General features: G+C 62.1%; 24 protein-coding genes. 10 read left to right on the top strand and 14 right to left on the bottom strand.

The annotated features are described in order from the left end of the window. Positions 1-101: 101 nt before the first annotated feature. Positions 102-2567 carry a M4 family metallopeptidase gene (locus tag MTP16_RS02805; protein WP_243515783.1) on the top strand — a complete coding sequence of 822 codons (2466 nt, stop codon included), beginning with the start codon at positions 102-104 and terminating at the stop codon, positions 2565-2567. Positions 2568-2744: 177 nt separating this feature from the next. On the opposite strand, the gene MTP16_RS02800 is transcribed toward MTP16_RS02805, so the two are convergent. Both MTP16_RS02800 and MTP16_RS02795 read right to left on the bottom strand, forming a co-directional pair. Continuing rightward, positions 2745-3479, bottom strand: a complete 735-nt coding sequence (locus MTP16_RS02800) for a hypothetical protein (RefSeq protein ID WP_243515781.1) — start codon at positions 3477-3479, stop codon at positions 2745-2747. Between the two features lie 78 nt (positions 3480-3557). Continuing rightward, positions 3558-4328, bottom strand: coding sequence for a tetratricopeptide repeat protein (locus MTP16_RS02795; protein ID WP_243515779.1), 771 nt, complete (start codon positions 4326-4328; stop codon positions 3558-3560). A gap of 263 nt (positions 4329-4591) precedes the next feature. Here MTP16_RS02795 and MTP16_RS02790 point away from each other — a divergent pair, with 263 nt between their 5' ends. Next, a complete protein-coding gene (locus MTP16_RS02790) occupies positions 4592-5476 on the top strand; it encodes an alpha/beta hydrolase (protein WP_243515777.1) in 885 nt (294 codons plus the stop codon). 85 nt (positions 5477-5561) lie between these two features. Here MTP16_RS02790 and MTP16_RS02785 read toward each other — a convergent pair whose 3' ends face one another. The 5 genes from MTP16_RS02785 to MTP16_RS02765 all read right to left on the bottom strand — a co-directional run bounded on the left by MTP16_RS02785 (position 5562) and on the right by MTP16_RS02765 (position 10535). Then, positions 5562-6053, bottom strand: coding sequence for a methylated-DNA--[protein]-cysteine S-methyltransferase (locus tag MTP16_RS02785; protein WP_243515775.1), 492 nt, complete (start codon positions 6051-6053; stop codon positions 5562-5564). Further along, a complete protein-coding gene (locus tag MTP16_RS02780) occupies positions 6050-7285 on the bottom strand; it encodes an amine oxidase (protein WP_243515773.1) in 1236 nt (411 codons plus the stop codon). Before MTP16_RS02780 ends, MTP16_RS02785 begins: the two co-directional genes overlap by 4 nt. Positions 7286-7491: 206 nt before the next feature. Further along, positions 7492-8421 carry a cation diffusion facilitator family transporter gene (locus MTP16_RS02775; protein ID WP_243515771.1) on the bottom strand — a complete coding sequence of 310 codons (930 nt, stop codon included), beginning with the start codon at positions 8419-8421 and terminating at the stop codon, positions 7492-7494. A 142-nt stretch (positions 8422-8563) separates the two neighbouring features. Further along, a complete protein-coding gene (locus MTP16_RS02770) occupies positions 8564-9493 on the bottom strand; it encodes a cation diffusion facilitator family transporter (protein WP_243515769.1) in 930 nt (309 codons plus the stop codon). Between the two features lie 100 nt (positions 9494-9593). Then, positions 9594-10535 carry a cation diffusion facilitator family transporter gene (locus MTP16_RS02765; RefSeq protein ID WP_243515766.1) on the bottom strand — a complete coding sequence of 314 codons (942 nt, stop codon included), beginning with the start codon at positions 10533-10535 and terminating at the stop codon, positions 9594-9596. Between the two features lie 203 nt (positions 10536-10738). On the opposite strand from MTP16_RS02765, the gene MTP16_RS02760 reads away from it, so the two are divergent. Both MTP16_RS02760 and MTP16_RS02755 read left to right on the top strand, forming a co-directional pair. Then, positions 10739-12142 (top strand): APC family permease, encoded by a 1404-nt coding sequence (locus MTP16_RS02760; protein WP_243515765.1) that lies wholly within the window; start codon positions 10739-10741, stop codon positions 12140-12142. A 32-nt stretch (positions 12143-12174) separates the two neighbouring features. Further along, the gene (locus MTP16_RS02755) at positions 12175-12759 is read left to right on the top strand and encodes a hypothetical protein (RefSeq protein WP_243515762.1); all 585 of its coding nucleotides are present in this window, start codon (positions 12175-12177) and stop codon (positions 12757-12759) included. Between the two features lie 17 nt (positions 12760-12776). Here the strand turns inward: MTP16_RS02755 and MTP16_RS02750 are convergent, their stop codons facing one another. The 7 genes from MTP16_RS02750 to MTP16_RS02720 all read right to left on the bottom strand — a co-directional run bounded on the left by MTP16_RS02750 (position 12777) and on the right by MTP16_RS02720 (position 19838). Further along, positions 12777-13496, bottom strand: a complete 720-nt coding sequence (locus tag MTP16_RS02750; RefSeq protein ID WP_243515760.1) for a DUF92 domain-containing protein — start codon at positions 13494-13496, stop codon at positions 12777-12779. Then, positions 13496-14002: a GNAT family N-acetyltransferase gene (locus MTP16_RS02745; RefSeq protein WP_243515758.1), complete on the bottom strand. Its 507-nt coding sequence runs from the start codon at positions 14000-14002 to the stop codon at positions 13496-13498. Before MTP16_RS02745 ends, MTP16_RS02750 begins: the two co-directional genes overlap by 1 nt. 162 nt (positions 14003-14164) lie before the next feature. Then, positions 14165-15157 (bottom strand): porphobilinogen synthase, encoded by a 993-nt coding sequence (gene hemB, locus MTP16_RS02740; protein ID WP_262922655.1) that lies wholly within the window; start codon positions 15155-15157, stop codon positions 14165-14167. Positions 15158-16177: 1020 nt separating this feature from the next. Next, positions 16178-16429 (bottom strand): hypothetical protein, encoded by a 252-nt coding sequence (locus tag MTP16_RS02735; protein WP_243515755.1) that lies wholly within the window; start codon positions 16427-16429, stop codon positions 16178-16180. Positions 16430-16777: 348 nt separating this feature from the next. Further along, positions 16778-17917, bottom strand: coding sequence for an NAD(P)/FAD-dependent oxidoreductase (locus MTP16_RS02730; protein ID WP_243515753.1), 1140 nt, complete (start codon positions 17915-17917; stop codon positions 16778-16780). Positions 17918-18011: 94 nt separating this feature from the next. Further along, entirely contained in the window at positions 18012-19265 is a 1254-nt protein-coding gene (gene rocD, locus MTP16_RS02725; RefSeq protein ID WP_243515751.1) for an ornithine--oxo-acid transaminase, read from the bottom strand. 66 nt (positions 19266-19331) lie between these two features. Then, positions 19332-19838 (bottom strand): hypothetical protein, encoded by a 507-nt coding sequence (locus MTP16_RS02720; RefSeq protein ID WP_243515749.1) that lies wholly within the window; start codon positions 19836-19838, stop codon positions 19332-19334. Between the two features lie 79 nt (positions 19839-19917). On the opposite strand from MTP16_RS02720, the gene MTP16_RS02715 reads away from it, so the two are divergent. The 6 genes from MTP16_RS02715 to ftsY all read left to right on the top strand — a co-directional run bounded on the left by MTP16_RS02715 (position 19918) and on the right by ftsY (position 23961). Continuing rightward, positions 19918-20100, top strand: a complete 183-nt coding sequence (locus MTP16_RS02715) for a DUF5522 domain-containing protein (protein WP_243515747.1) — start codon at positions 19918-19920, stop codon at positions 20098-20100. An 84-nt stretch (positions 20101-20184) separates the two neighbouring features. Further along, complete coding sequence (gene rpmB / locus MTP16_RS02710) at positions 20185-20424, top strand: 50S ribosomal protein L28 (RefSeq protein WP_196285946.1); 240 nt, start codon at positions 20185-20187, stop codon at positions 20422-20424. Positions 20425-20618: 194 nt separating this feature from the next. Next, positions 20619-22316: an aminopeptidase P family protein gene (locus tag MTP16_RS02705; protein WP_243515745.1), complete on the top strand. Its 1698-nt coding sequence runs from the start codon at positions 20619-20621 to the stop codon at positions 22314-22316. A gap of 144 nt (positions 22317-22460) precedes the next feature. Beyond that, entirely contained in the window at positions 22461-22643 is a 183-nt protein-coding gene (rpmG, locus tag MTP16_RS02700) for a 50S ribosomal protein L33 (RefSeq protein ID WP_196285948.1), read from the top strand. 8 nt (positions 22644-22651) lie between these two features. After that, positions 22652-22816, top strand: a complete 165-nt coding sequence (locus tag MTP16_RS02695; protein ID WP_083322258.1) for a DUF4295 domain-containing protein — start codon at positions 22652-22654, stop codon at positions 22814-22816. 173 nt (positions 22817-22989) lie between these two features. Continuing rightward, positions 22990-23961, top strand: a complete 972-nt coding sequence (gene ftsY, locus MTP16_RS02690) for a signal recognition particle-docking protein FtsY (protein ID WP_243515743.1) — start codon at positions 22990-22992, stop codon at positions 23959-23961. The last annotated feature ends 90 nt before the right edge of the window (positions 23962-24051 follow it).

Here is a 24051-nt window from a genome sequence, read left to right as displayed (position 1 = left end):
GGTAACGTTTGCGGACTGAAATAATGACTATGTTGCGGCTGTTAAAGCACGAATATTGCAAAACGTGCTAAGTCCTTCCCACCACATTTTTCATCCATTAAATGAGAAAACAATACTCAGCTGTAGCATTAACCCTGCTCGGCGCACTGGCCGCTACCACGGCCCAGGCTCAGGATGCCGCGCGCATCCAAACCAAAGTTTTGGGCGACGACAAGCAGCCCGTGCTGGTGCAGTTCAACACCGAAGGCAAGATGGCCAACCGCGGCCTCAACGGCGAGCAGGTGCTGCGCCAACAGCTGGCCCTCACCAACGCCGACCAGATGCGCGTGGCCCGCGTCGAAACCGACCAGCTCGGCTTCACGCATCAGAAATTCTTGCAGTACTACCAGGGCATTCGCGTGGAGCACGCCGACTACACGGTGCACGCCAAGGGCGGCACGGTGGAAAGCATCAGCGGCGACTTTGAGCGCATTTCGGGCCTGAACACCACGCCCGGCCTGAACGAGAGCACGGCCCTGAGCCGGGCCCTGGCCCACGTGGGCGCCCGCAAGTACATGTGGCAAACCAACGAGGCCAACGCCAGCGAATTTGCGCCGGCCGGCGAGCTGGTGATTGTGCGCGACCTGCGCCAGAACCCCGAAAATGGCCCACTGGTGCTGGCTTGGAAGTTCAACGTGTACGCCGCGCAGCCCATCAGCCGCTCCTACGTGTACGTTGACGCCAACACCGGCCAAGTGGTGCTGCAGGACAACATCATCAAGCACGCGGCGGCTACGGGCACCTTTGCCACGGCCTACAGCGGCTCCCGCTCGTTTGCCGACGGGACTACCACCGGCGGCTACTTCCTGCGCGAAACCACCCGCGGCCTGGGCATCCAGACCTTCAACTGCCGCAAGAGCAACAGCTACACCTCGGCCGTCGACTTCATTGACGCCGACAACAACTGGACGTCGGCTGAATACAACAACGCCAACTTCGACAACGTGGCCGGCGACGCCCACGTGGGCGCCCAGGCCACCTACGATTACTGGAAAAACGTGCACGGCCGCAACAGCTTCGACAACAACGGCGCCATCATCAAGAGCTACGTGCACTTCGACGATGTGCCCGGCGGCGCCGGCTACGAAAACGCTTACTGGGACGGGGTGCGCATGACCTACGGCGACGGCGCCACCCGTTTCCGCCCGCTGACGTCGCTGGACGTGTGCGGCCACGAAATCGGCCACGCCGTGTGCGAGAAAACCGCCAACCTTACCTACGCCAACGAGTCGGGCGCCATGAACGAGGGCCTGTCTGACATCTGGGGTGCCAGCATTGAAGCCTATGCAGTGGCCAACCTGGGTTTCACCTCGGGCGGCGTGAAAGCCAAGAACACCTGGCTCATCGGCGAGGAAATCGACAAGCAGCAGGCCGCGTTGCGCTCGATGAGCGACCCCAAGTCGTTGGGCCAGCCGGCTTACTACAAGGGCCAGTACTGGGCGCCGCTGTCGTCGTCGCCCTCGAATGCGAATGACCAGGGCGGCGTGCACACCAACTCGGGCGTGCTCAACCACTGGTTCTACATCCTGGCGGTGGGCAAATCGGGCACCAACGAAGGCGGCAACACCTACAGCGTGACCGGCCAGGGCATTGATGCGGCTGCCAAAATCACCTACCGCATGGAAAGCGTGTACATGACGGCCAGCTCGACCTACGCCCAGGCCCGCACCTACGCCATTCAGGCGGCTACCGACCTCTACGGCGCCGGGTCAGCCCAGGTAATTGCCGTGACCAACGCCTGGTACGCCGTGGGCGTAGGCGCCGCCTACAGCGGCGGTGGCACCACCACGCCGCCCCCCACCACTACCACTTACTGCACCATCAAGGGCACCAGCCAGTCGTACGAGTGGATTGACCTTGTGCAACTGGGCAGCATCAACCGCACTTCGGGCAAAGATGCCGGCTACTACAATGGCACGGCCCTGAGCACCAGCGTAGCCGCCGGCTCGTCGCAGACGGTGTATTTCTCGGCCGGCTTCACCAGCACCGCCTACACCGAGTACTGGAAGGTGTACATCGACTACAACCGCAACGGCGTGTTTACCGATGCCGGCGAGTTGGTAGTAAGCGGCAGCAGCGCCAGCGCCGGCACCCTGAGCGCCACCTTCACGGTGCCCACCACGGCCCGCAACGGCAGCACGGTGATGCGCGTGATTATGAGCGACAACTCGGCCACCACCAGCTGCGGCACCTTCAGCTACGGCGAGGCCGAAGACTACACTCTCAACATCACGGGCGGCGCGGCCATTGCGCCCACCATGCTGACTGGTGATGCTACGCCGCTCGGCAACGAGCTGGCCCGCACCCTGGAGCTGTTCCCGAACCCGGCCACCGACGCCCTGCGCCTGGTGCTGCCCGGCAACGCTGAAGTAACCGCCGTGACGGTGAGCGACGTGCGCGGCGCCCGCATGACCGGCACTACGCTCAACAACGGCGTGCTCAACATCAGCGGCCTGGCCAAGGGCATGTACACCATCAGCGTGAGCGACGGCCAGAAAGTGTTCCACCAGCGCTTTGTGAAGGAATAGCCTTTTGCTAACCGAATGCCATTAAAAAGGCCCGTCAGCAATGCTGGCGGGCCTTTTTGTTGTTTGTCATCCTGAGTGCAGCGAAGGACCTTACCACGTTGAAGCGACTTGTCCGGGCGTGATAAGGTCCTTCGTCTCTGCTTTCGCAGAATGCTCAGGATGACAGAAAATAAAAACCTACTCCAGCGAGTAGTCGAGCTTGAGCATCACGGTGCCAAAGCCGTCGTTGCCGCGCGAGGCCCCGCCCAGCTTCACGCTGATGTCGTCGAGTTGGTCGGTGGTGGTGAAGTAGTAGTTGGCTTCGACGTTGGCGCGGAGCTGGTCGGTGAGGCGCACGCTGAAGCCGCCACCCACCGGCGCCACGCCGGCCAGGTAGGGGTAGTCGTTGCGTTCCGGGGCTAGGTACACCGTTTTATCGCCTGGGCTCGTGGTGCCCAGGTAGGAGCGGGGGTCGAACAGCAGCAGGCCGGCGCCGCCCTGCACGAACACCTGGAACGTGGGTGCCTCGGTTACGGAGGATGCGAAAATGGACTCGTCGGGCAGCAGGTCGAACCGCAGGAAAAGCGTGCCCAGGCCGTTGGTGCTGCTGAAGGCCAGGCCCCGCTCCTTGGCCTTGTCGCGGGCCCCCAGTTTCAGGTAGCTGAACTCGCTGCCCAGGTGCAGGTGCGGCGTGAGGCGGTAGAGGATGCCCGCGCTGATGGCCGGGCCAAAGAAATTGTCGCCGGGGCTGTTGCCCAGGTCGCCGTTGTAGAGGCCCGTGCCCCCGCCGAGCGTGACGTGCAGCGGCCCCCGGTAATAAGGGCGGCCCTGGCGGTTGTAGTGCCGCACCGAGTAATGGTATTGGGCGTGAGCCGTCTGGCTGCTGAAAAAGCCAGCCGCCAACACTGCCAGGATAAAAAGGCGAAACCGCATGCTATTAGAAATGGGTGATGAAAGCGCGTATACGAACCGCAACGCCAAAGCTGCCGGAATCCGTCTGTCGGCCCGCAGTTATTTGAAGGTGCCCTGCGGGTCGGGCTGCTTGGCCAGCAGGTCCGACACGAGGTTAAAATCGAGGCTGGTGGGGCTGATGGACTGGCCTTTGTGCACGGCGTTCCAGGCCTCGGTGTATTTCTCCTGGTAGAAGTAGCCGCGGGCCAGCTCTTGCCAGGCCACGGCGTTGGCGGGGTCGGCGGCGGTGGCGCGCTGCAGCAGCTCCATGCCGGTGGCGAGGTCTTTTTTCTTCTTGGTCTGGTTGTAGCGGATGAGGTGGCTGGTGCCCAGGTCGCTCATCAGCACCGCGCTGCTGGGGGCAAGCGCCAAGCCCTTGGTTAGCAGGCCAATGGCGGCGTCGGGCGTGGAGGCGTTGCTAGCCACCACGCCCAGGCCCCGGTAGGCCTCGGCGTTTTTGGGGTCGAGCAGCCAGGCCAGGTTGAAGCGGTACACGGCCGTGTCGGGCTGGTTTTCGCGCAGGTATTCGTAGCCTTTGCTGGTGAAAAACGCGCTGGCCTCAGCCGTGGAGCCAAAGCTGGCGGCAATGGCCTTGAGCTGCGCCTCGCCAATAAGCTGGGTGGCCTGGGCGGGGCTGAGACCGCCAAACATGGGCTGCAGGCGCGCTGGGCGGCCGGGCGCGGTGGAGGTGGTGGCGAGGCTGCCGTCGGGGTTGGCGGCCGAGGTTTTGCCCCGGCGCTGGGCCTGGGCCGGCGTCGCCAGCAGCACGCCCAGCAGCAAAGCCGCCGTCAGCGCCGAGGAAATCATTTTGAGCGAAGCAGAGATAAACACCTTGAAAAATAAATGAATGAGTAAAGCTGACGGCTATTAAAAAGGGCTAGCCGCGGTTTCTGACAAAGATAAAGCCAGAGGCTGTAGCGCAGGCTTTTCGTGCGCCCCCGGCGCAACCCGAGCCACTTCCAGGCCGTGTGGCGAAGCGCATGAAAAGTCTGCGCTATTGCGGCCCCCGGCAAACTGCTGGCGCCGCCCGGGCGTAGGTGAGCCGCAGCTGGGCGCTTTCTCAAACCTGGCGATATTTCATTCGTTTCCGTTTTATGCGTCGATTTCTGTTGTTGGGCCCCGTGGCCGTGTTGTTGGCTGCCGTGGTGGTCATTTTGGCCACTGAGTTTGCCATGGCCCGGCCCAGCCACCGCACCAAAAACGTGGCGTACGTGGCCATTTCTGCGCCCGATTTCGATAAGGAGCGGCACGTGCTGGATGTGTATTCACCTAAAAAACCGGCATCCGCGGCGGCCGGCTACCCGGTGGTGTTGTTCATTCACGGCGGCAGCTGGACAAGCGGCAACAAGAACATCTATACCTTCATCGGCCGGCGCCTGGCCAAGCAGGGCGTAGTGGCCGTCATCATTAACTACCGCTTGGCGCCGCCCGTGCACGTGCCCGAGCAAGCCGCCGACTGTGCCCGTGCCCTGGCCTGGACCGTCGCCAACATCTCCCGGTACGGCGGCGACCCGGCTCGCGTGTTCGTGATGGGCCACTCGGCCGGCGGCGGACTGGCGGCCCTGCTGGCCACCGACGACGCCTTGCTGGCAAGAAACGGCCTCCCGCAAAACCCCGTGCGCGGCGCCATCATGGACGACCCGGCCGGGCTGGACATGTACAGCTACCTCAAGGAAATGCGCTACGAGGGCGACGCGCAGTACAAAGTGCCCTTCTGCAACGACCCCGCGGTGTGGAAGGAAATGTCGGCCATCTACAAAATCCGGCCAGGAATTCCGCCCTTCCTGTTCTACCTGGGCGGCGAAACGTACCCGAGCATCAGCGGCAGCTCAGGCCGATTTCGCGACCGACTGAATGCCATCGGGCAGCCCGCGTCTTATAACATCATTCCCGGCCGGCACCACATTCCCATGGTGCTGCAGCTGTATTGGCAGCACAATGTTATTTACCAGGGGCTGCTGAAGTTTGTGGGGGCGTAAGAACGAGTACCCCGAAGCTCCTGCTTCGGCTCGCGTTGGAATCGTTCAACGACCGAAGCAGGAGCTTCGGGGTACTCGTTTTAACTTAAAACAGCCCGCCCTGCCGCGTGGGCTGCTCAAATTCCAGCAGCCACTTTTTGCGGTGCATGCCGCCGGCGTAGCCCGTCAGGCTGCCATCGGCCCCGATGATGCGGTGGCAGGGGCACACAATGGCGAGCGGGTTCTGCCCATTGGCCGCGCCCACGGCCCGCACCGACTTGGGATTGTTCAGCAGCTTGGCCACATCCAGGTAAGAGGCTGTGCGGCCGTAGGTGATGCCCAGCATCGCCTGCCACACCTGTCGCTGAAAATCGGTGCCGAAAGCTGGTGCATACGTCAGGCTGAACTCCCGCAGCTCCCGCCCGAAATAGGCCTGTAGCTGGCGGTGCGCCTCGCGCAGGCACTCCGGCACGGCCGCCGCTGCAGTAGCTGTTTCGGTGGCGTCGTTGAGAAACGTGACGGCGCTCAGCCCCGCTTCGGAGCCGGTGAGGGCCAGCAGGCCGAGGGGAGTATTGAGGTAGGCCGTGACTGGGTTCACGGCTTGAAAATAGGCGCGGCCAGCGACAAGCTGGCTTGCATACTGGTAGCGCTTTGCCGGCGGCGGGGCGGCTTGGCGGCGGCTACTTCGGCCTGGGCGCGGAGCAGGGCCTCAGCGCTGGGCTGGTGCAGCACGCGGGCCGGGCCGGGCTGCGAAAGGTCGGCGTCCCAGAGGCCGGAGCGGTGCCACTGGTCGAGGTGGTCCCAGTCGGGCCGGTCGATGAGCGGGTAGATGCACACGCCTTGCAGCGGCAGGCCCTTGCGCAGCACGTGGGCGCACTCTTCGGCTATCATTTTCCACCAAATGGGCCGGTCCACGCCGGGGTGGCTGGTTTCGGTGATGGCAAAGGGGCGGCCGTAGCGCTGGTAGGCCTTGCGCAGCAGCTTGTGCAGCGGCACCCAGCGCGGGTCCATCTGCACGTCGTTCCAGCCCAGCTTCTGGTAGGGGTGCAGCTGCCACTGGTTGTCGTAATAGTAGTTAAAACCCACGATGTCGAGCAGCTCGGGCGAGCCGCCCAGCTCGGGGCACAGGCGGCCGCAGAGGATGTCGGTGGCCTGAAACTGGTTGTTGTGCGAGTCGCGGGCCTCGCGGCGGTGCTGGGGCCAGGGGTTGGGCGGCGGCACAATGCTGATGAGCGGCTCGGTGGTGAGCAGGCGAATGCTGGGGTCGGCCTCGCGCAGGGCGTAGCTGCCCTCGATGTAGGCGCGCATCAGGCCGTACTTCACGCGCCAGCCCTGGCCGTGGCAGTAGGGCGAGGTACCGTTGGCCTCGCCGCCCAGCCAGCTGATGAAGCTGACCTCGTTGATGGGCGTGACGATGAGAACGTCGTCGGGCCGCTCGGAGCGGTAGAAATCCACAAACGCGCGGCAGAGCGCGGCAAAGCGCCGGGCAAACATGGGGTGCAGCGGCGTGAGGTCGTCGGGGTAGCCGAAGTGGCACAGGTCCCAGATTTGCTGCACGCCGTGGCGCTTGCCCGCGTCCAGTATGGTTTTCACGGTGCTGAAATCGTAGTGGTAGGGCGTTTTCTCAATCATGGCCCAGCGAATGCCCTCGCGCACGGTGCCGATGTTGAACGGCTTCTGGGCCGCATAATCTTCGTCAATCAACTGCAAATGGCCGGTGAGGGGCAGGAAATCGACGCGGTTGCCAAAGGCGTTGAGTTGGTCGGTGCACTCGTAGCCGCCCCACCAAAAGGACTGAAACGGGTTGGGCTCGGGGGTAAGAATGGCCATAGCTTGGAAACGGGGTAATAGGCGAATGCCCGCGCCCGCTGGTTGAGGCGGGCACGGGCAGGGTATGGCTTAAACTGAAAAAAGGCGCCGGAGGTTAAGGCCGAGGTTAGTGGAGACGGCAAATAGAACGAGTACCCCGAAGCTCCTGCTTCGGCTCGTTGAACGATGCTGCCGCGAGCCGAAGCAGGAGCTTCGGGGTACACGTTCTACTTCCCGGCGGCCTGCACTAGGTTCTTGGCCTCGATGAAAATGCGCTGCACCTCGGGGTGCTCCTTGCGGATGGCGTCCTGCAGTTCCTCCACGGCGGTGGCCACCTGGGTCGAGCTCATGTTGTCGGCAAAATCCACGTCGAGGGCCATGATGACGTCGTTGGGGCCGAGGTACATGGTGAGGGGCGAGCGGATTTCGCGCACCTGCGGGGCGGCACGGGCAATGCGCTCCAGGTTGGCTAGGGTATTGGCATCCACGCCGGTGCCCACCAGCAAGCCCTTGGTGCGCCCCACCAGAAACACGGCCACCAGCATCAGCAGTAAGCCAATGGCAATGGAAGCGCCGCCGTCGAAGTAAGGATTGTTCAGCAAATGGCCCAGAAACACGCCCAGTCCGGCAATGGCCAGACCGAGCAGCGCGGCCAGGTTTTCCATCACGGAGGCAAACACGGCCGGGTCGCGGCTGGTCTTCAGCATCTGCACGAAGCCCACGTTGCGGTCCGCTGTCGCCAGCAGGGCCTTCACCGACAGAAAAAACGCCAAGCCCTCAAACAGAAAGGACAAGCCCAGCACCACGTAGTTCCAAGTGGCGTCTTCGATGGGCTCGGGGTGCTGAATGTGCTTGATGCCTTCATAAAACGACATGCCACCGCCGATGGCGAAGATGAGCACCGCCACAATCAGGCCCCAGAAATACAGCTCCTTGCTGTGGCCAAACGGGTGTTCGGCATCGGCCGGCCGCTGGCTCTGGGCGGTGCCGTAGAGCAGCAGGCCGCTGTTGCCGGTATCCACCAGCGAGTGGATGCCCTCGGAGAGCATGGCCGATGAGCCGGTGAAATAAGCAGCCACAAACTTGCTGATGGCAATGGCGACGTTGGCGGCGATGCCGCCGTAGAGGGAGAGTTTGGATGCGTTAGCGTTGGCCATGCGGCGGGGTAGGGGTGGGGTGTTGAAGGCAAAGAACGTCATGCAGCGCGCAGCGAAGCATCTCGCGTGCGCAATGCAATCCAGTCCATTGGGTTTAGTTAAAGCGGGCCAGATGCTTCGCTGCGCGCTGCATGATGGTCTTTTAGCGTGCTACTACCCGGCTCGACAGCGACTTAGCTTCTACGAAAATGCGTTTCATCTCGGGATATTTTGCCCGGATGTCGTCCTGTAGCTTGTCGATGGCGTGCTCAATCTCCTCGGCCGTGAGGTTGTCCTTAAACTCCACATCCAGGGCCAGAATGACGTCGGCCGGGCCGAGGTAGGAGGTGAGGGGCGGGCCCACTTGCTCCACATGGGGCTGGGCCCGCACGAGGGCTTCGATGGCGTCCACGGTTTCGTCGTCTACGCCGGTGCCCACCAGCAGGCGCTTGGTTTTGTAGATGAGAAACAGCGCCACGCCCACCAGCAACACGCCGATGGCAATGGAAGCCGCGCCGTCGAGGTAGGGGTTGTTCAGCAAATGGCCGAAGTACACGCCCGCCAGCGCGATGACCAGGCCCAGCAGCGCCGCCAGGTCTTCGAGCAGAATGGCAAACACCGACGGGTCCTTGCTGCGGCGCAGGGTTTCCCAGAAGCCCGTGTCACCCCGGTCGGCATTAAAGGCCTTGAACGCCAGGAAACAGGAAATGCCCTCAAACAGCAGCGAGAGGCCCAGCACCCAGTAGTTCCAGGTGGGGTCGGTGATGGGAGCGGGGTGCTTGAGGTGCTCAATGCCTTCATAGAACGACATGCCGCCGCCCACCGAAAAAACCAGAATGGCCACAATCAAAGCCCAGAAATACAGCTCCTTGCTGCGACCAAAGGGATGGCGCTTGTCGGCGGGCTTCTCGGCTTGCTTTACCCCATAAAGAATAAGAATGCCGTTGCCGCTATCCACCAGCGAGTGAATGCCCTCGGAGAGCATGGCCGAGGAGCCCGTGAAATACGCTGCCACAAACTTGCTGGCGGCAATGGCCACGTTGGCCCCGATGGCGCCATAGATGGCAAATTTCGAACTGTTTGGTGAACTCATGACGGGGGCTTACGCGGGAGGTTAAGGCAGTGTTTGGACCGCAGCGTGGGCTGCCAGTCTGCGTTGCATCATCGGGTAGGGCGCTGACTGAAAGCCCGCGCTACGACGCGACGGCCGGACTGGCGTCGGCGTGCCCGGCCAACGAGGAGGCTTCGATAAAAATCTTGTTGAACTCGGGGTATTTTGCTTTGATGGCGGTTTGCAGGCGCTGGATGGCTTGCTCTACTTCCACTGCCGTGAGGTGGTCGTGAAAGGCGATGTCGAGGGCCAGAATGCCGTCGGCCGGGCCTAGGTACATGGTGAGCGGGGCGCGCAGCTCGCTCACGGCGGCGTCCTGGCGGGTCAGGGTTTCGAGGTGGCGCAGCACGTCGGGGCTGGCGCCTTCACCCACCAGCAGGCCCTTGGCTTCGCTGAGCATAAACACGGCCATGCCTACTAGCAGCGCCCCAATGGTCATGGACGCTACGCCATCGAGGTACAGGTTGTTGAGCAAGTGCCCGAAGAAAATGCCAGCCAGCGCAATGACCAGGCCCACCAGCGCGGCTAAGTCTTCGAGCAGAATGGCGAATACGGCCGGGTCGCGGCTGGTGCGCAGCGCCTGCCAGAAACCCTGCTCGCCCTGCGTCTTCTGAAACTCGCGGTAGGCCAGCGTGCAGGCCACGCCCTCAAACACAATGGCCAGCCCCAGCACCCAGTAGTTCCAGGTAGGGTCGGTGAGCGGGGCAGGGCTGCGAATGTACTGGTAGCCCTTGTAGAGCGACATGCCGCCGCCCACGGCAAATATCAAAACCGCCACAATCACCGTCCAGAAATAGATTTCCTTGCTGTAGCCGAAGGGGTGGCGCGCATCGGCGGGCCGGGCGCTGCGGTTCATGCCAAAAAGGATAAGCAGGCCGTTGCCGCTGTCGACGAGCGAGTGAATGCCCTCCGACATCATGGCCGCGCTGCCGGTGAAGGCCGCCGCCACAAACTTGGACACGGCAATGGCCAGGTTGGCCCCAATGGCGCCGTACACCACAATTTTGGAAGAACTGCCCGCCATGGATTTTAGATGAAGATTTGGTGAAGTATTGGCGAGGCTTACGGGGCCGCGGCGGTAGGGGTTGGATGAGCGAGTACCCCGAAGCTCCTGCTTCGGCCCGCCCTGAACGACTTGCTGGGTTTGGTGCAGGCGGGCCGAAGCAGGAGCTTCGGAGTACTCGTGCCAGGCGTGCCGCGTACTCGTTCCGCGCTACTTTCGCCCCCATGTCCGCACCTTCTTTGCAGCGCCGCCTCGGCCTGGTTCAGGCCACCGCCCTAAACATGATTGACATGGTGGGCATTGGCCCCTTTGTCACCCTGCCGCTCGTGATGGGCTTTATGGGGCCGAATTTCCTGCTGGCCTGGCTGGTGGGCGCCGCCCTCGCTTCCGTCGATGGTCTCATCTGGAGCGAGCTGGGCGCGGCTTACCCCGAAGCCGGCGGCAGCTACCGCTTCCTTAAGCTGGCCTATGGCGAGCAGAAGTGGGGCCGCTACATGTCCTTTCTCTATGTGTGGCAAACGCTCATTCAGTCGCCGCTGGTGCTGGCCTCGGGCGCCATCGGCTTCGCCCAATACTTCGGCTACCTCGTGCCCATGACCGAATGGTGGCAGCCCAAAGCTGTGGCCGGCACCGTGGTGCTGCTACTGGTGGTGCTGCTCTACCGCCGCATCGAGGACATTGGCAAGCTGGGCGTGGCGCTGTGGGTGGGCGTGCTGGGCCTCATGGGCTGGCTGATTTTCGGCGGCGTCACCCACCCCAACCACCACGTCGACATCTTCCCTAGCGGTGGCTTTCCGGCCTTGCCGGGCCTGCTGATTTCGGTGGCCATGGGCCAGGCGGCCGTCAAAACCATCTATTCCTACCTCGGCTACTACAACGTGTGCCACCTCGGCGCCGAAATCGTGAACCCGCAGCGCGTCATTCCGCGCAGCATTTTCCTGAGCATTCTCGGCATTGCGGCGCTCTACCTGCTGCTGAACTGGAGCGTAGGCACCGTCATTCCCTGGCAGGAGGTGCAGGCCTGGCAGGCGGGCGCCGGCGACAAGTCGCAGTTCATTGTGAGCGTGTTTGTGGAGCGGCTCTACGGGCCGGCCGCCGCCACTTTTGCCACCGGGCTGGTGCTGCTGGTAGCGTTCGCCTCGCTGTTTGCGGTGTTGCTGGGCTACTCGCGCATTCCCTACGCCGCGGCGGCCGATGGCGAGTTTTTGCCCGTGTTCGGCAAGCTGCACCCCACCAAGCAATTCCCCTACATCTCGCTGCTGCTGCTGGGCGGCGTGGGCTTCGTGTTCAGCCTGCTGTTCCGGCTGGGCGAAGTCATTTCGGCCATCCTGGCCATGCGCATTCTGGTGCAGTTCGTGGGCCAAGCCGTGGGGCTGATGCTGCTCCGGAAGCGGCGGGGCACGGCGGCGCTGCCGTTCAAAATGCCGCTTTATCCGCTGCCCGTCATCGTGGCTATTGCGGTGTGGTTGTTCGTGTTTGTGGGCATCGCCCCGGCCGAGGTGACCTGGGGCGGCGTGCATTTTAAAGTTTATTTCCAGCTGGCGGCATTGGGCATGATGGCGCTGGGCACCGTGGCGTTTTTGCTGTGGAGCCGGCGGCTGGGGCGCTGGCCGTTTGAGGCCAGATAGAACAGTTTTACCGGGTTGCTAACCGATTTATTATGGCCAAGTGGGCGTTACTGGTAGCGTTTTTGTTAAGCGGCATTCAGAGTCGGGCTCAGCTGTGGCAGCCGGTAAAGCCGTTGTCGGCCGACTACCTGCTCTGGAGCCCCACGCGCCGGCTTCGGCCCAGCGACTTCCAAATGCAAGTGCGGCCGCAAAACAACCTGAACCAGAGCTTTGCCTTCTTCGGCATCCAGCTGCAAGGCATGAACCTGGACTTGCTGGGCAAGGGCGCCAACCACATGGTGCAGAACTTCTTTCAGCATTCTGCCTCCTACCTGAACCCCGTCGACACCCTGCATACCGCACTGGAGCTACGCTATATGCAAACCGAGTGGGATATCTACGAAGTGGCCTCCCGGCGGCTCCGCCAGCAGCTGCGGGCCTCGGCCAAGCGCATCATTCTCATCGGTAAGCCCGACCCCAACGAACTATTCCGCACCGCCTACGACGAGGCCCACAAACGCGTCGTTCAGTACGCCGACGAAACCAAATACGGCCTGTTTCTCGACAAACAACTGGAATGGGAGCGCCAGATAGCCAGTGAACTGGCCGCGCTAACCGATTTTGCAACGGCCAAGTAATACACTGATTCCTGGTCTTACCCCAGCCACTGCGCCAGCCCGCCCGCTACCAGCGCCCCGGTCAGGGTATTGATAAAATTGACCGCATTATTGCCCAGCACGCCCCGCCGTTCCAACGTAGCGCCCAGCACCGAATCCATCAGGTTGCCGGCCGTGCCCGCTACCAGCAGCCAGCCAAATGTAGTGCCCCAGCCTGCCCCAAGGCAGTAGGTTGCTGCCAGCACGGCCGTGCCGGCCAGCCCCAGCAAAGTGCCTTCCAGGCTCACCACGCCGTTCAGGCCGCGTGTATCGGGGCGGAAAGTCAGCACATTGAAGTAACGGCGGCCATACACGTTACCCAACTCGGAGGACAGCGTGTCGGCCGTAGCCGCGGCAAAGCTGCCGGCCAGCATCAGGTCTGCAAGCGGGGCGTGTTGCGGCAGCTGCCAGGCCAGCAAGCCCAGCAGGCCCGCCACGCCGGCATTGGCCACTACCTGGCCGGCGGTGCGGCGTCCTTTGTTCTCCTCGGCTAGCCCCAGGCGGCGCTTCTCGGCCACGCGCCAGCCCGAGGCCGCTGTGCCCAGGCCGAAAAACAGCGCCAACAGACCCAGCCCACCAAAGCCGCTGCCGAGGTAAATCAGCAGTCCCAGCACCCCGCCGGTGGTTGCGGCGCTCACGGTCAGCTTGCCCGCGCGCACGCTGTAGAACATGCCCAGCCCCAGCAGCAACACCACCAAACCAAGCCGCGAGAAATCCACTATGCCAGCCGCTTCTCGTAGCAGAAGAACCGCAGCCCCGGCCGAAACGCCAGCGTAATCTCGCCCGCAAAGCGGTAGCCCAGTTTCGGAAACAGCCGCTGGGTGGCCACGTTTTCGGAGTTGGTATCCACGCGCAAAACCTTCAGACCTTGCGCTACGGCCTGTTTTTCGGCTTGGTTCATCAAGGCCAGTGCCACGCCTTTGCCTTGGGTGGCTGGGTCCACGGCCAGGCGGTGCGTCACGAGGGCGGGCTCGGTCACGTCCCAGTCGGCCTGCGCGTATTCGGCGTCCTGGTCCTGCGTGAGGGCGGCCACGCCGGCAATGGCACCGTCCAGTTCCGCTACCCATAAGTGGTTGTGCGCAATATCGGCGGCAAAAACGGCCTCGTTCGGGTAGTCAGCCGTCCACTGAAAGTTGCCGCTGGCCTGCATGAGGGGCACCACCCGGCGCACCAGGGCAAGGATGTCGGGAATGTCGGCAGTGGTAGCGCGGCGGATGGTGAGCATTGATATAATGGCAATGGAAGGACGCTGAAACGAAGTAGAGACGCGACACTTCGCGTCTCGGCGTTCGAACGATGGTGTGGGAATGGCGCGGGGACGAAAGCGGCGCGGTCCCGGTCGTTCAGCGCCGAGACGCGAAGTGTCGCGTCTCTACATTGTTATTCCCTACCCGCGGCGCAGCACTTCGGCCGCCTCCTTGGCAAAGTAGGTCAGAATGGCATCGGCACCGGCGCGCTTGATGCTGGTAAGCACCTCCATCATGGTGCGCTCGCCATCCACCCAGCCGTTTTGGGCAGCGGCTTTAATCATGGCGTACTCGCCGCTCACGTTGTAGGCCGTGACGGGCAGGTGGGTGTGGTTTTTCACTTCCCGAATGATGTCGAGGTAGCTCAGCGCGGGCTTAATCATCACCATGTCGGCACCCTCAGCCTCGTCCAGCGCCAACTCGCGCAGGGCTTCCAGGCGGTTGGCGGGGTTCATCTGGTAGCTTTTCTTGTCGCCTTTCTTCGGAGCCGACGACAGTGCATCGCGGAATGGCCCGTAGAACGCCGACGCGTACTTGGCCGTGTAGCTCATGATGCTCACATGCTGAAAGCCGTTCTCATCCAGAATGCGCCGAATCCAGGCCACGCGGCCGTCCATCATGTCGCTCGGCCCGATGATGTCGGCGCCGGCGCGGGCCTGCGCCAGGGCCATTTGGCCCAGCACTTCCAGGCTGGGGTCGTTGAGGATTTCGCCCGAATCGGGGTCCACCACGCCGTCGTGCCCGTCGGAGCTGTAGGGGTCCATGGCCACGTCGGTCATTAGCACCACTTCCGGGAACTGGCGCTTGATGTCGGCCACCGTTTTCAGGTACAGGCCTTCGAGGTTGGTGCTTTCGCGGGCCATGGGGTCCTTCAGCACCTCATTGATGTTGGGAAAGGGCGCAAAGGCTTTCACGCCCAGCTCCACGCACTGCCCTATTTCGTCAATCACCCGGTCGGCCGTGAAGCGCATGATGCCGGGCATCGACTTGATTTCCTCGGTCTGGTTCTGGCCTTCGGTGATGAAAATGGGGTAGATGAAATCGTGGGCGGTGAGGCGGGTTTCCTGCACCATATCACGAATGACGGCGGATTTGCGGTTGCGGCGGGGGCGGTGGGTCGGGAGAAAAGACACAGCGGATATGTTTGGTAAGATGGGTTAGAACAGCCCGCGCAAAGGTAATGTTGGAGGCAGGCGCCGCTATCGGATGCCGCCGTAGGCCGCACCGGCCAACAGAAAGCTTATCAATCCAACCAGCAAAGCCACATTACCCGACAATACGCCGGTAAGCCCCAGAATGAGCGCAACCAGCACCATCAAAGTCCCTACGGTGAAGATTATTTCGCCAGGACTGGTCGAGGTGGTCGAGCTGCGCGCCAGCTTGAGCCGCTGCCAGCTGCGAAGGGTAGCAAGCTGGCGGCGGAACCGCGCCGGACGCGAAGATGGGCTTGGTGATGCTGGTCTATTAGGCCCGGCAAAGCCCCTGGCCCCTATGTAAGTACCGACCAGATACAGCAGCACCCCAACTCCTAAGCCTGACCAACCTCCGATGTTGATGCCAGTTATTACCGCGGCTACACACAACGACACACCCAGCAAAAACATGATGCTATTCCACGGCGGGTCATCAATAGAATGCCTGAGTGTAGAAGTCGCAACAGCCAGCGAGTGACGTTGCGCCTTGCCATGTGGTAGCAATTGCCCGCTGCGCTTGGCAGCACGGGGGAGGCCGACTCCGCGTGGTTTGTGCCGCGACAGCGCCGGCGATGGAGAATTTACGGAAGCTAGCAGCAACGAACGACTCACGAAGCAGGCCGTTTCGCCCGGTTGTGCAGCTACTGTTGCCTTGGAAGCCAACCTAGTGCCTTGGCGTTTATCAACAGGTTGAGACCGGAAAGCCACCTGCTCACTCCGACACCCTGCGGCCCAACATATTAAAATCAAGAGGCGCCAGCCCCAACTTCTTGCTCGTGCCATCGGAACATTGTGATGAAATACAATGCCCCAAGTTCATTAGCCCGCCGAAGGAAAGCCTAACGCATATTTCAGTATGTTAGACTTTATAATAAATAAGGATTTTTTATCAAATAATTGCTTAATAGATAGTTGGCGCAATAATTATTCGATTTTATAAAACGGCTGATGCCAAAGGCTCTACCGTCCAAACGGGTCGATGTACGCCACCAGCACCGCCAGTGCTGCCAGCCCGCCCACAATTATCCAGCCCAGCGCGCCACCGCTCAGAATCAGCCCCAGCGCGGCAATGGGCAGCATTATCAGGCCCAGCACACCCAGCACCGTGGTGCCCAGCCCCGCCTCGGCCGTGGCGTGCGGCCGCTGGAGCAGCACCCGCCGCGGCTGCTTCTTAAGCTGCCCGACCTTGGGCGTTGCCAGTGCCTTTGCCACAACCGCAAGCCGGGGGAGGCTGCGCTGGTGCTTTAACTTAGGTTGCCCAGGTGCCACCGAAGGCGCGATGGGTGTTGCGGAAACTGCTGCCAGAGTTGTCGCCGCAACTGTGGTTGCTGCCGTTTCAGCCACTGCGTTTTCTGGAACTGCTACCAGCTGCGTCGCCCGCCCTGGCGCAGGCTGAAACGCAAAGCCGGGACGGCTGCTTTGGCAGCTGCTTATCAAGCTTCCAAGCACAAGAAGCGAAGGAAGCAGAAATGAAGACAAGCGGGTACGCGTAGCGACGGGCATAAGGAAAAGCCGAAAGTGGAATCTGAACTGTGCTCTACGAAATCTATCGGCTTTCCGCTATGCGTTGGCCAGCATTTCGGCGGCGCGCCAGCCGGTGCCCGCGCCCAGGGCCACGCCCATGCCGTTGCAGCGCACCGCGGCCAGCACGCCCGGCCGCGCCCAGTCGATGATGGGCGCCAGCGCCGGCCCGAAGCCCATCACTCCGCTCCAGCGGTAGTCAATACGCGGCTGCCGGCCGGGCACGATGACCTCGTGCAGCAGGTTTTCGAGGTATGCTTGCACGGCGGGCGTAAGGCCGGACGCGGTGGTGGCTTCGGCGGCGAAGTCTAGGTTGCGTCCGCCGCCCAGCAGCACGCGGTGGTCGGGCAACTGCCGGAAATAGGCATAGCCGTGGTCGTAGTGAAACGTACCCGGCAACTGTACGTCCGGCAGGGGTTCCGTCACCAGCACCTGCCCCCGGCCGGGCGTTACGGACAGTTCTGGCAGCAATTCAGTAGCAAAAGCGTTGGTAGCCAACAGCACTCGGTTGGCTTCGATAATCGCGCCATTGGCAAGTGGTAGCGAGTAGCCTACCGCGGCAGTTTCGATGGCTTTTACCTCGCAATTGGTGAGCACCGGCACATCCGCGGCCCACACGCGGGCCAGCAGGCCACGCATCATGCGCCCGGTGTCGAGGCTGCCTTCGTGCTCATTCTTGAGCAAAGTGCCCACACCCCCAAAAGCAAAACGGCCCGCCTCTTCACTCGCATCCCGAAAGGTGCGGCCGTGGCCCACCACCGGCGCCAGCAGGGCGTTGAAATAATTAATTTTCTCGCGGCACTCCGCCGCCAGCGCCGCTTCCTCGTGCCGGAAAAGCTCGTAGCCGCCCACCGGCTGGTAGTCCAGCGCGGCATCGCCCAGCAACTCGCGCAACCGCTGCAGCCCCTCGAAACGGGCTGCCACCACGGCCTGCAAGTCGCCCCGCTTTTCCTGTTCTATCAATTCCGAAACCGACCCGAAACAGGCAAAGCCGGCGTTTTTGGTGCTAGCGCCGCTGGGAAGGGCGCCCCGTTCCATCACCACCACACGCCAGTTGGGCCGCTGCTGCTTCAAGTACAACGCCGACGTGAGCCCAACCAGACCCGCGCCGATAATGGCCACGTCGGCCGGGCCGAAAAAGGACTGGTGCTCCCAATACGATAGCGCAAGGTTTCGCAAAGTCAAAAGAGGTTTCGCAAGGTGTATTCACAAACCGCGTTTAGCGGCACATCAAACCTAGCGAAACCTCTCTTAACCTTGCGAAACCTTGCGCTTAGAAGGCCAGAATCACTTCCGCAATCACGTCGCAAGCTGCGTGCAGTTGCTCCTCCGTAATCACCAGCGGCGGGGCGAAGCGGATAATGTCGCCGTGCGTGGGCTTGGCCAGCACACCGCGCTCCATCAGCGTCACGCATACGTCCCAGGCCGTGCGGCCGTCCTCGGTGGGGTTGATGACCACGGCATTCAGCAAGCCCTTGCCGCGCACCAGGTCTACTACCTCAGGGCGCTTGGCCTGCACCTGGCGCATCCGCTCGCGGAAAATCTCGCCCAGCCGGAAAGCATTTTCGGTCAGCTTCTCGTCCCGAATGACGTCCAGCGCGGCGCGCATCACGGCGCAGGCCAGCGGGTTGCCGCCGAAAGTGGAGCCGTGCTGCCCAGGCTGAATGGTGAGCATAATAATATCGTTGGCCAGCACCGCCGACACCGGCAGCACGCCGCCGCTCAGCGCCTTGCCCAAGATGAGAATATCGGGGTCCACGCCCTCGTAGTCGCAGGCCAGCATGCGGCCCGTGCGGCCCAGCCCGGTCTGAATCTCGTCGGCAATGAACAGCACGTTGTGGGCCTGGCAAATGGCCGCGGCTTTCTTCAAATAGCCTTCCGACGGCACCATCACGCCCGCTTCGCCCTGAATAGGCTCCACCATAAAGGCGCACACATGCGGCTCCCGCACGGCTTCTTCCAGCGCCTCCAGGTCGTCGTAGGGTACCACCTGGTAGCCCGGCATGTAGGGCCCGAAGCCGCCCGTGCTGTCGCCATCGGTGCTGAAGGAAATGATGCCGGTGGTGCGCCCGTGGAAGTTGTGCTCGGCTACGATAATGCGGGCCGAATTCGGCGCAATGCCCTTTTCCTGGTAGCCCCACTTGCGGGCCAGCTTCAGCGCCGTTTCCACCGCCTCGGCCCCGGAGTTCATCAGCAAGGCCTTATCGTAGCCAAACAGCTCGCACAGCTGCTTCTCGGCCTCGCCCAGCTGGTCGTTGAAAAACGCCCGCGACGTGAGCGTGAGCTGCTGCGCCTGCCGGGTGAGCGCCCCGATGATGCGCGGGTGGCAATGCCCCTGGTTCACGGCCGAGTAGGCCGAGAGAAAATCGTAATACTGCTTGCCGTCCACGTCCCACAGCAGCGGGCCTTCGCCGCGGCTCAGCACTACGGGCAGCGGGTGGTAGTTGTGGGCGCCGTACCGGTCTTCAAGCTGCATGAGCTGCTCAGCGCGGCGGCTGGTGGCGGTGGGGGAGGAGGTCGTATTCATAAGTCAGGTGGGAAAATGGGTGAGCCCACGAAACTACGATTTTCCCGCCCGCCGGGTGGCGTTGGCCTACCGAAACGGCAGGCTTTCCATCTGCTTCGACGTGTCGATGTAGCGGCCCACGTAGTTGCCTTCTTCGCGGCCGCTGGCCCGCAGCAGGGTCCAGTCCACCACGGCGGTTTCGGGGAAGCTCACCGGCGTGGGCTCTGCTTTCACGGCCGCATCGGCGGGCGGCAGCAGCAGGGCCTGCACCGTGTTGCCGTGCCAGCCCAGCACCCGCGCCGAGGCTTGCCGGAAGCTGGTGTCCGTCGCAATTACCCGCACCGACAGCAGAAACTGGTCGCCGGTGGGTAGGCCCGCCAAAAACTTCTTTTTCGCCAGCGGCAGGGTGCGCAAGGCCTCGCGCATGGGGTCGGCCAGGGCGGTTTCCTCCCGCGTCAGGGCCGGCCGCACGCCTGCCGGGGCGGTATCGGCCGTCAGCACCACCGGCGCCGGGCCCTGAGCAATGGTGGGTAGCGCCAGCAGCAGGGCCACCCCGGCCAGTAGGGGCCGTCCGAAGAAAGTAGATGTTTTCATAGAACGAATAGGCGGATTGTGAGAACAAGATACGACTTACTTCCCATTCAACGCGCCCGGTTCTAACTTTGATTCACCCATGCCCCCAGCCCAGCCCCAGCCGCTCCAGCCCGGCGATTTTTACTATACGCCGGAAGGATACCTCGTTTTCACTGAGCAGTACCACCTCCGGCGGGGCACCTGCTGCGGCAGCGGCTGCCGCCACTGTCCCTGGAAATTTCGGCCCAAAACCAGCCCTCCGGGCCCTTCTGAGCAGAAATAAGCCCGGGTGTTTGGTGAATGCCAGACTTTTGCCGATATTTGCGGCCCGTTTCCCTGCTTTGTAACTAATTAACCCTCCGATATCATGGCCCGTGTTTGTGATTTGACCGGCAAGCGTACCCGCGTTGGTAACAACGTTTCGCACGCTAACAACAAGACCAAGCGCAAGTTCTACCCGAACCTGCAGAAAAAGCGCTTCTACGTGCCCGAGCAAGACGCCTGGGTAACGCTGAAAGTAGCTACCTCCACCATCCGCACCATCAACAAGAACGGCATCATGGCCACCTTGAAGAAGGCCAAGGAGCAGGGCTTCATCGTTTACTAGATTTTCAAGTATTTAGTACTGAGTAGCAAGTAGTAAGAACCTCAAAGTTCTTAATTACTATCTGCTTAAGACTTGCTACCTAAAGCCAGCGCCGCTACGGTTGTCTCTCAGGCAACCGTAGCGGCGCTGGCTTTGTCTATTGGCGGCTATCTGTCTTGCGTTAGCACTGGGTTCTTCTCACTAAGCTGATTGTTATGCTGCTACGTTACCCTCGTTCTTCGAATCCGCGGCCGTGGCAGCGTGTTTCTCAACTGGCGCTGGTCGGCTGGCTGGGGCTGGCCGGCTTTGGCGCCGCTGCCCAAACGCCCACTTCCATTCCCGAGCCGCTGGTAAACAACCCGGCACCCGCCCGGCCCACCGATTTTCTGCCGCCGGCCTTCCACAAGCAGCGGCGCGAGCTGCTGCGGGCCCAGATGCCCGCCAACAGCGTGGCCGTGGTGTTTGCCGCACCCGTGCGCAACCGCGCCAACGACGTAAACTACGTCTACCACCAAAACCCCGATTTCCACTACCTCACCGGCTGCGACGAGCCCGACGCCGTGCTGCTGCTCTTCAAGGAACCACGCACCGTGGGCGGCCAGCCGGGCATCACCGAGGCCCTGTTTACCCAGCCCCGCAACCCCGCCCGCGAGCAGTGGACAGGCCGCCGCCTGGGCGCCGCCGGGGCCAAAGGGCAACTGCAACTGCAATTCGCGGCCGATAATAAAGACTTCGAAGCCGCCGGCATCAAGTGGGCGGAATTCGATAAAGTGCTGTTCGATAACCTGCCTACCGACGCGCGCGACGACGCCCGCAACCCGGCCGACCTCTACAGCTTGGTGAACACCTTCCGCCAGCAAGCGGGCCTGGCCACCGGCTACAATCTCGCCGTATCGGAAGCCGAAAACATGACGCGCCGCTACGGCCTGCTCGACGGCAAGGCCGCGAATGGGTTCATCAGCCAGGCCATTAAAGAAAACCCGGCGCTGGGTGCTTCGCCGCTGCTAAAAGCTTTTCTGGCTGCCCCCACCGATGCCGCCCGCAAGGCTGCCATCGAAGCCCACCCGCCCGGCCGCCTCGACGACGCCACGCTGGGCGAAAAGCTCGACGGCCTGCGCGCCATCAAAACGCCCGAGGAACTGGCCCTGCTGCGGCGGGCCATTCGCATCAGCGCCCAGGGCCAGCGTGAGGTAATGAAGCTCATGCGCCCCGACATGGGCGAAATGGAGGTGCAGGGCCTGCACGAGTACGTGTACCGCCGCTACGGCGCCGAGTTTCAGGGCTACCCCAGCATCGTGGGCGGCGGGGCCAATGCCTGCATTCTGCACTACGAAACCGACGACCGCCAGCGCCTCGACAACGACCTTGTGCTCATGGACTGCGGCGCCGAATACCACGGCTACTCGGCCGACGTGACGCGCACCGCGCCGCCCTCCGGCACGTTCAGCCCCGCCCAGCGCCAGATTTATGAGCTGGTACTGGCCGCCCAGGAAGCCGGGTTTGCCGCCTGCAAGCCCGGCGCACCCTTCGATGCGCCCAACAAAGCCACCCAGGAAGTGGTGGCCAACGGTTTGGTTAAGCTGGGCATCCTCAAAAAGAAAGAAGATTTCCGCCGCTACTACCCGCACGGCGCCAGCCATTACCTCGGCCTCGACGTGCACGACCGCGGCAGCTACGGCCCGCTGCAGGCCGGCAACGTCATCACCGTGGAGCCCGGCATCTACATTCCCGCCGGCTCGCCCTGCGACCCCAAGTGGTGGAACATCGGCGTCCGCATCGAAGACGACGTCCTCATCACTGCCACCGGGCATGAGAATTTATCGGCTGAGGCCCCGCGCACCGTGGCCGACATCGAAAAGCTCATGGCCGAGCCCAGCGCGCTAGAAGGCTTCAGGCTGCCGGAACTAAAGTAAGGCGGAGTACCGCGGAATTTTATTTCGTGATACTCCGCCTAGCAGAACCGCTGTTTTACATGATGTTGCCTAGCCCTTTGCAATTTCCAAAAATCCCCGTACCTTTGCAGTCCTAAAAAATTAAAATCATACACCCCCGTCGAGATGGCCAAGAAAGGAAACCGGGTGCAGGTTATCATGGAATGCACCGAGCATAAAAACTCGGGGATGCCGGGCACCTCGCGCTACGTCACTACCAAGAACCGCAAGAACACGCCTGAGCGCATCGAGTTGAAGAAATTCAACCCCATCCTCAAGAAAATGACCGTTCACAAGGAAATTAAATAACCTGAACAATGGCTAAGAAAGTAGTTGCTACGCTGAAAACCACCGAGAACGCCAAGAACTGGGCGAAGGTGATTCGGGCCGTGAAATCGGAGAAAACCGGTGCTTACACCTTCCGCGAGGAAATGGTGCTGCTCGACAAAGTGCAGGAATACCTGGCCACCGGCAACAAATAAGTTGCCCGCCAGTTTCGTTTTGAAAGCGTAAAAAGTCCCACCTTCGTGGGACTTTTTTAGTTGATGGGGGTAGGAGGGTGAGGGTTTAAGAGGGCACCAGCCGTTGCCTGATGGCGTGTTGCTCATTTCTACGACTCTTAACCTCTTGCCCTCCTACCCTCATACCCCTCCCCATGGGCCTCTTCGATTTTTTTAAAAAGGACAAGGAAACTCCCGCTCAGCAAGCCTCGCTTGATGCCGGGCTGGAAAAGACCAAAACCAGCTTCTTCGAGCAGCTAAGCAAGGCCGTCGTCGGCAAAGCCACCGTTGACGAAGCCGTACTCGACGACCTCGAAAGCCTGCTTGTGCACGCCGATGTGGGCATCGAAACCACTGTCAAGGTCATTGACCGCATCGAGGCCCGGGTGGCCCGCGACAAATACGTGAGCACCGGCGAGCTGGACCGCATCCTGCGCGAAGAAATCGCCGGGTTGCTGGAAGACAATAAATCGGGGTCGATGGCCGTGCTGGATGGCGCGGGCAGCACCGGCCAGCCTTACGTCATCATGGTGGTGGGCGTGAACGGGGTGGGCAAAACCACCACCATTGGCAAGCTGGCGCACCGCTTCCACGCCGCTGGCAAAAAGGTGGTGCTGGGCGCCGCCGACACCTTCCGCGCCGCTGCTGTGGACCAGCTCATCATTTGGGGCCAGCGCGTGGGTGTGCCGGTCATCAGCCACGGCATGAACACCGACCCCGCGGCCGTGGCCTTCGATGCCGTGCAAAAAGGGGTGGAAATGGGCGCCGACGTGGTCATCATCGACACAGCCGGCCGCCTGCACAACAAGGTGAACCTGATGAACGAGCTGAGCAAAATCAAGCGCGTGATGCAGAAAACCATTCCCGATGCCCCGCACGAAGTGCTGCTGGTGCTCGACGGCAGCACCGGCCAGAATGCCTTCATGCAGGCCAAGGAGTTCACCAAAGCCACCGAAGTAACCGCCCTCGCCATCACCAAGCTCGACGGCACGGCGCGGGGTGGTGTGGTCATCGGCATCTCGGACCAGTTCAGCATCCCGGTGCGCTACATTGGGGTGGGGGAGAAGATGACCGACCTGCAGCTCTTCGACCGATACACGTTCGTGAATTCGCTGTTCAAGAAATAATCACCGCCACTTGGCGTTTGCTGCACAAGCCACTTCGGGCGCCGAACCAATTGGCCCTTGAAGTGGCTTATTGCTTTCCTAACCTAATCC

Source organism: Hymenobacter monticola (assembly GCF_022811645.1).
GTDB classification, from domain to species: Bacteria; Bacteroidota; Bacteroidia; order Cytophagales; family Hymenobacteraceae; genus Hymenobacter; species Hymenobacter monticola.
The sequence above is the reverse complement of the archived record's forward strand: the minus strand, read 5'-3'. Positions and strand labels throughout refer to the sequence as shown.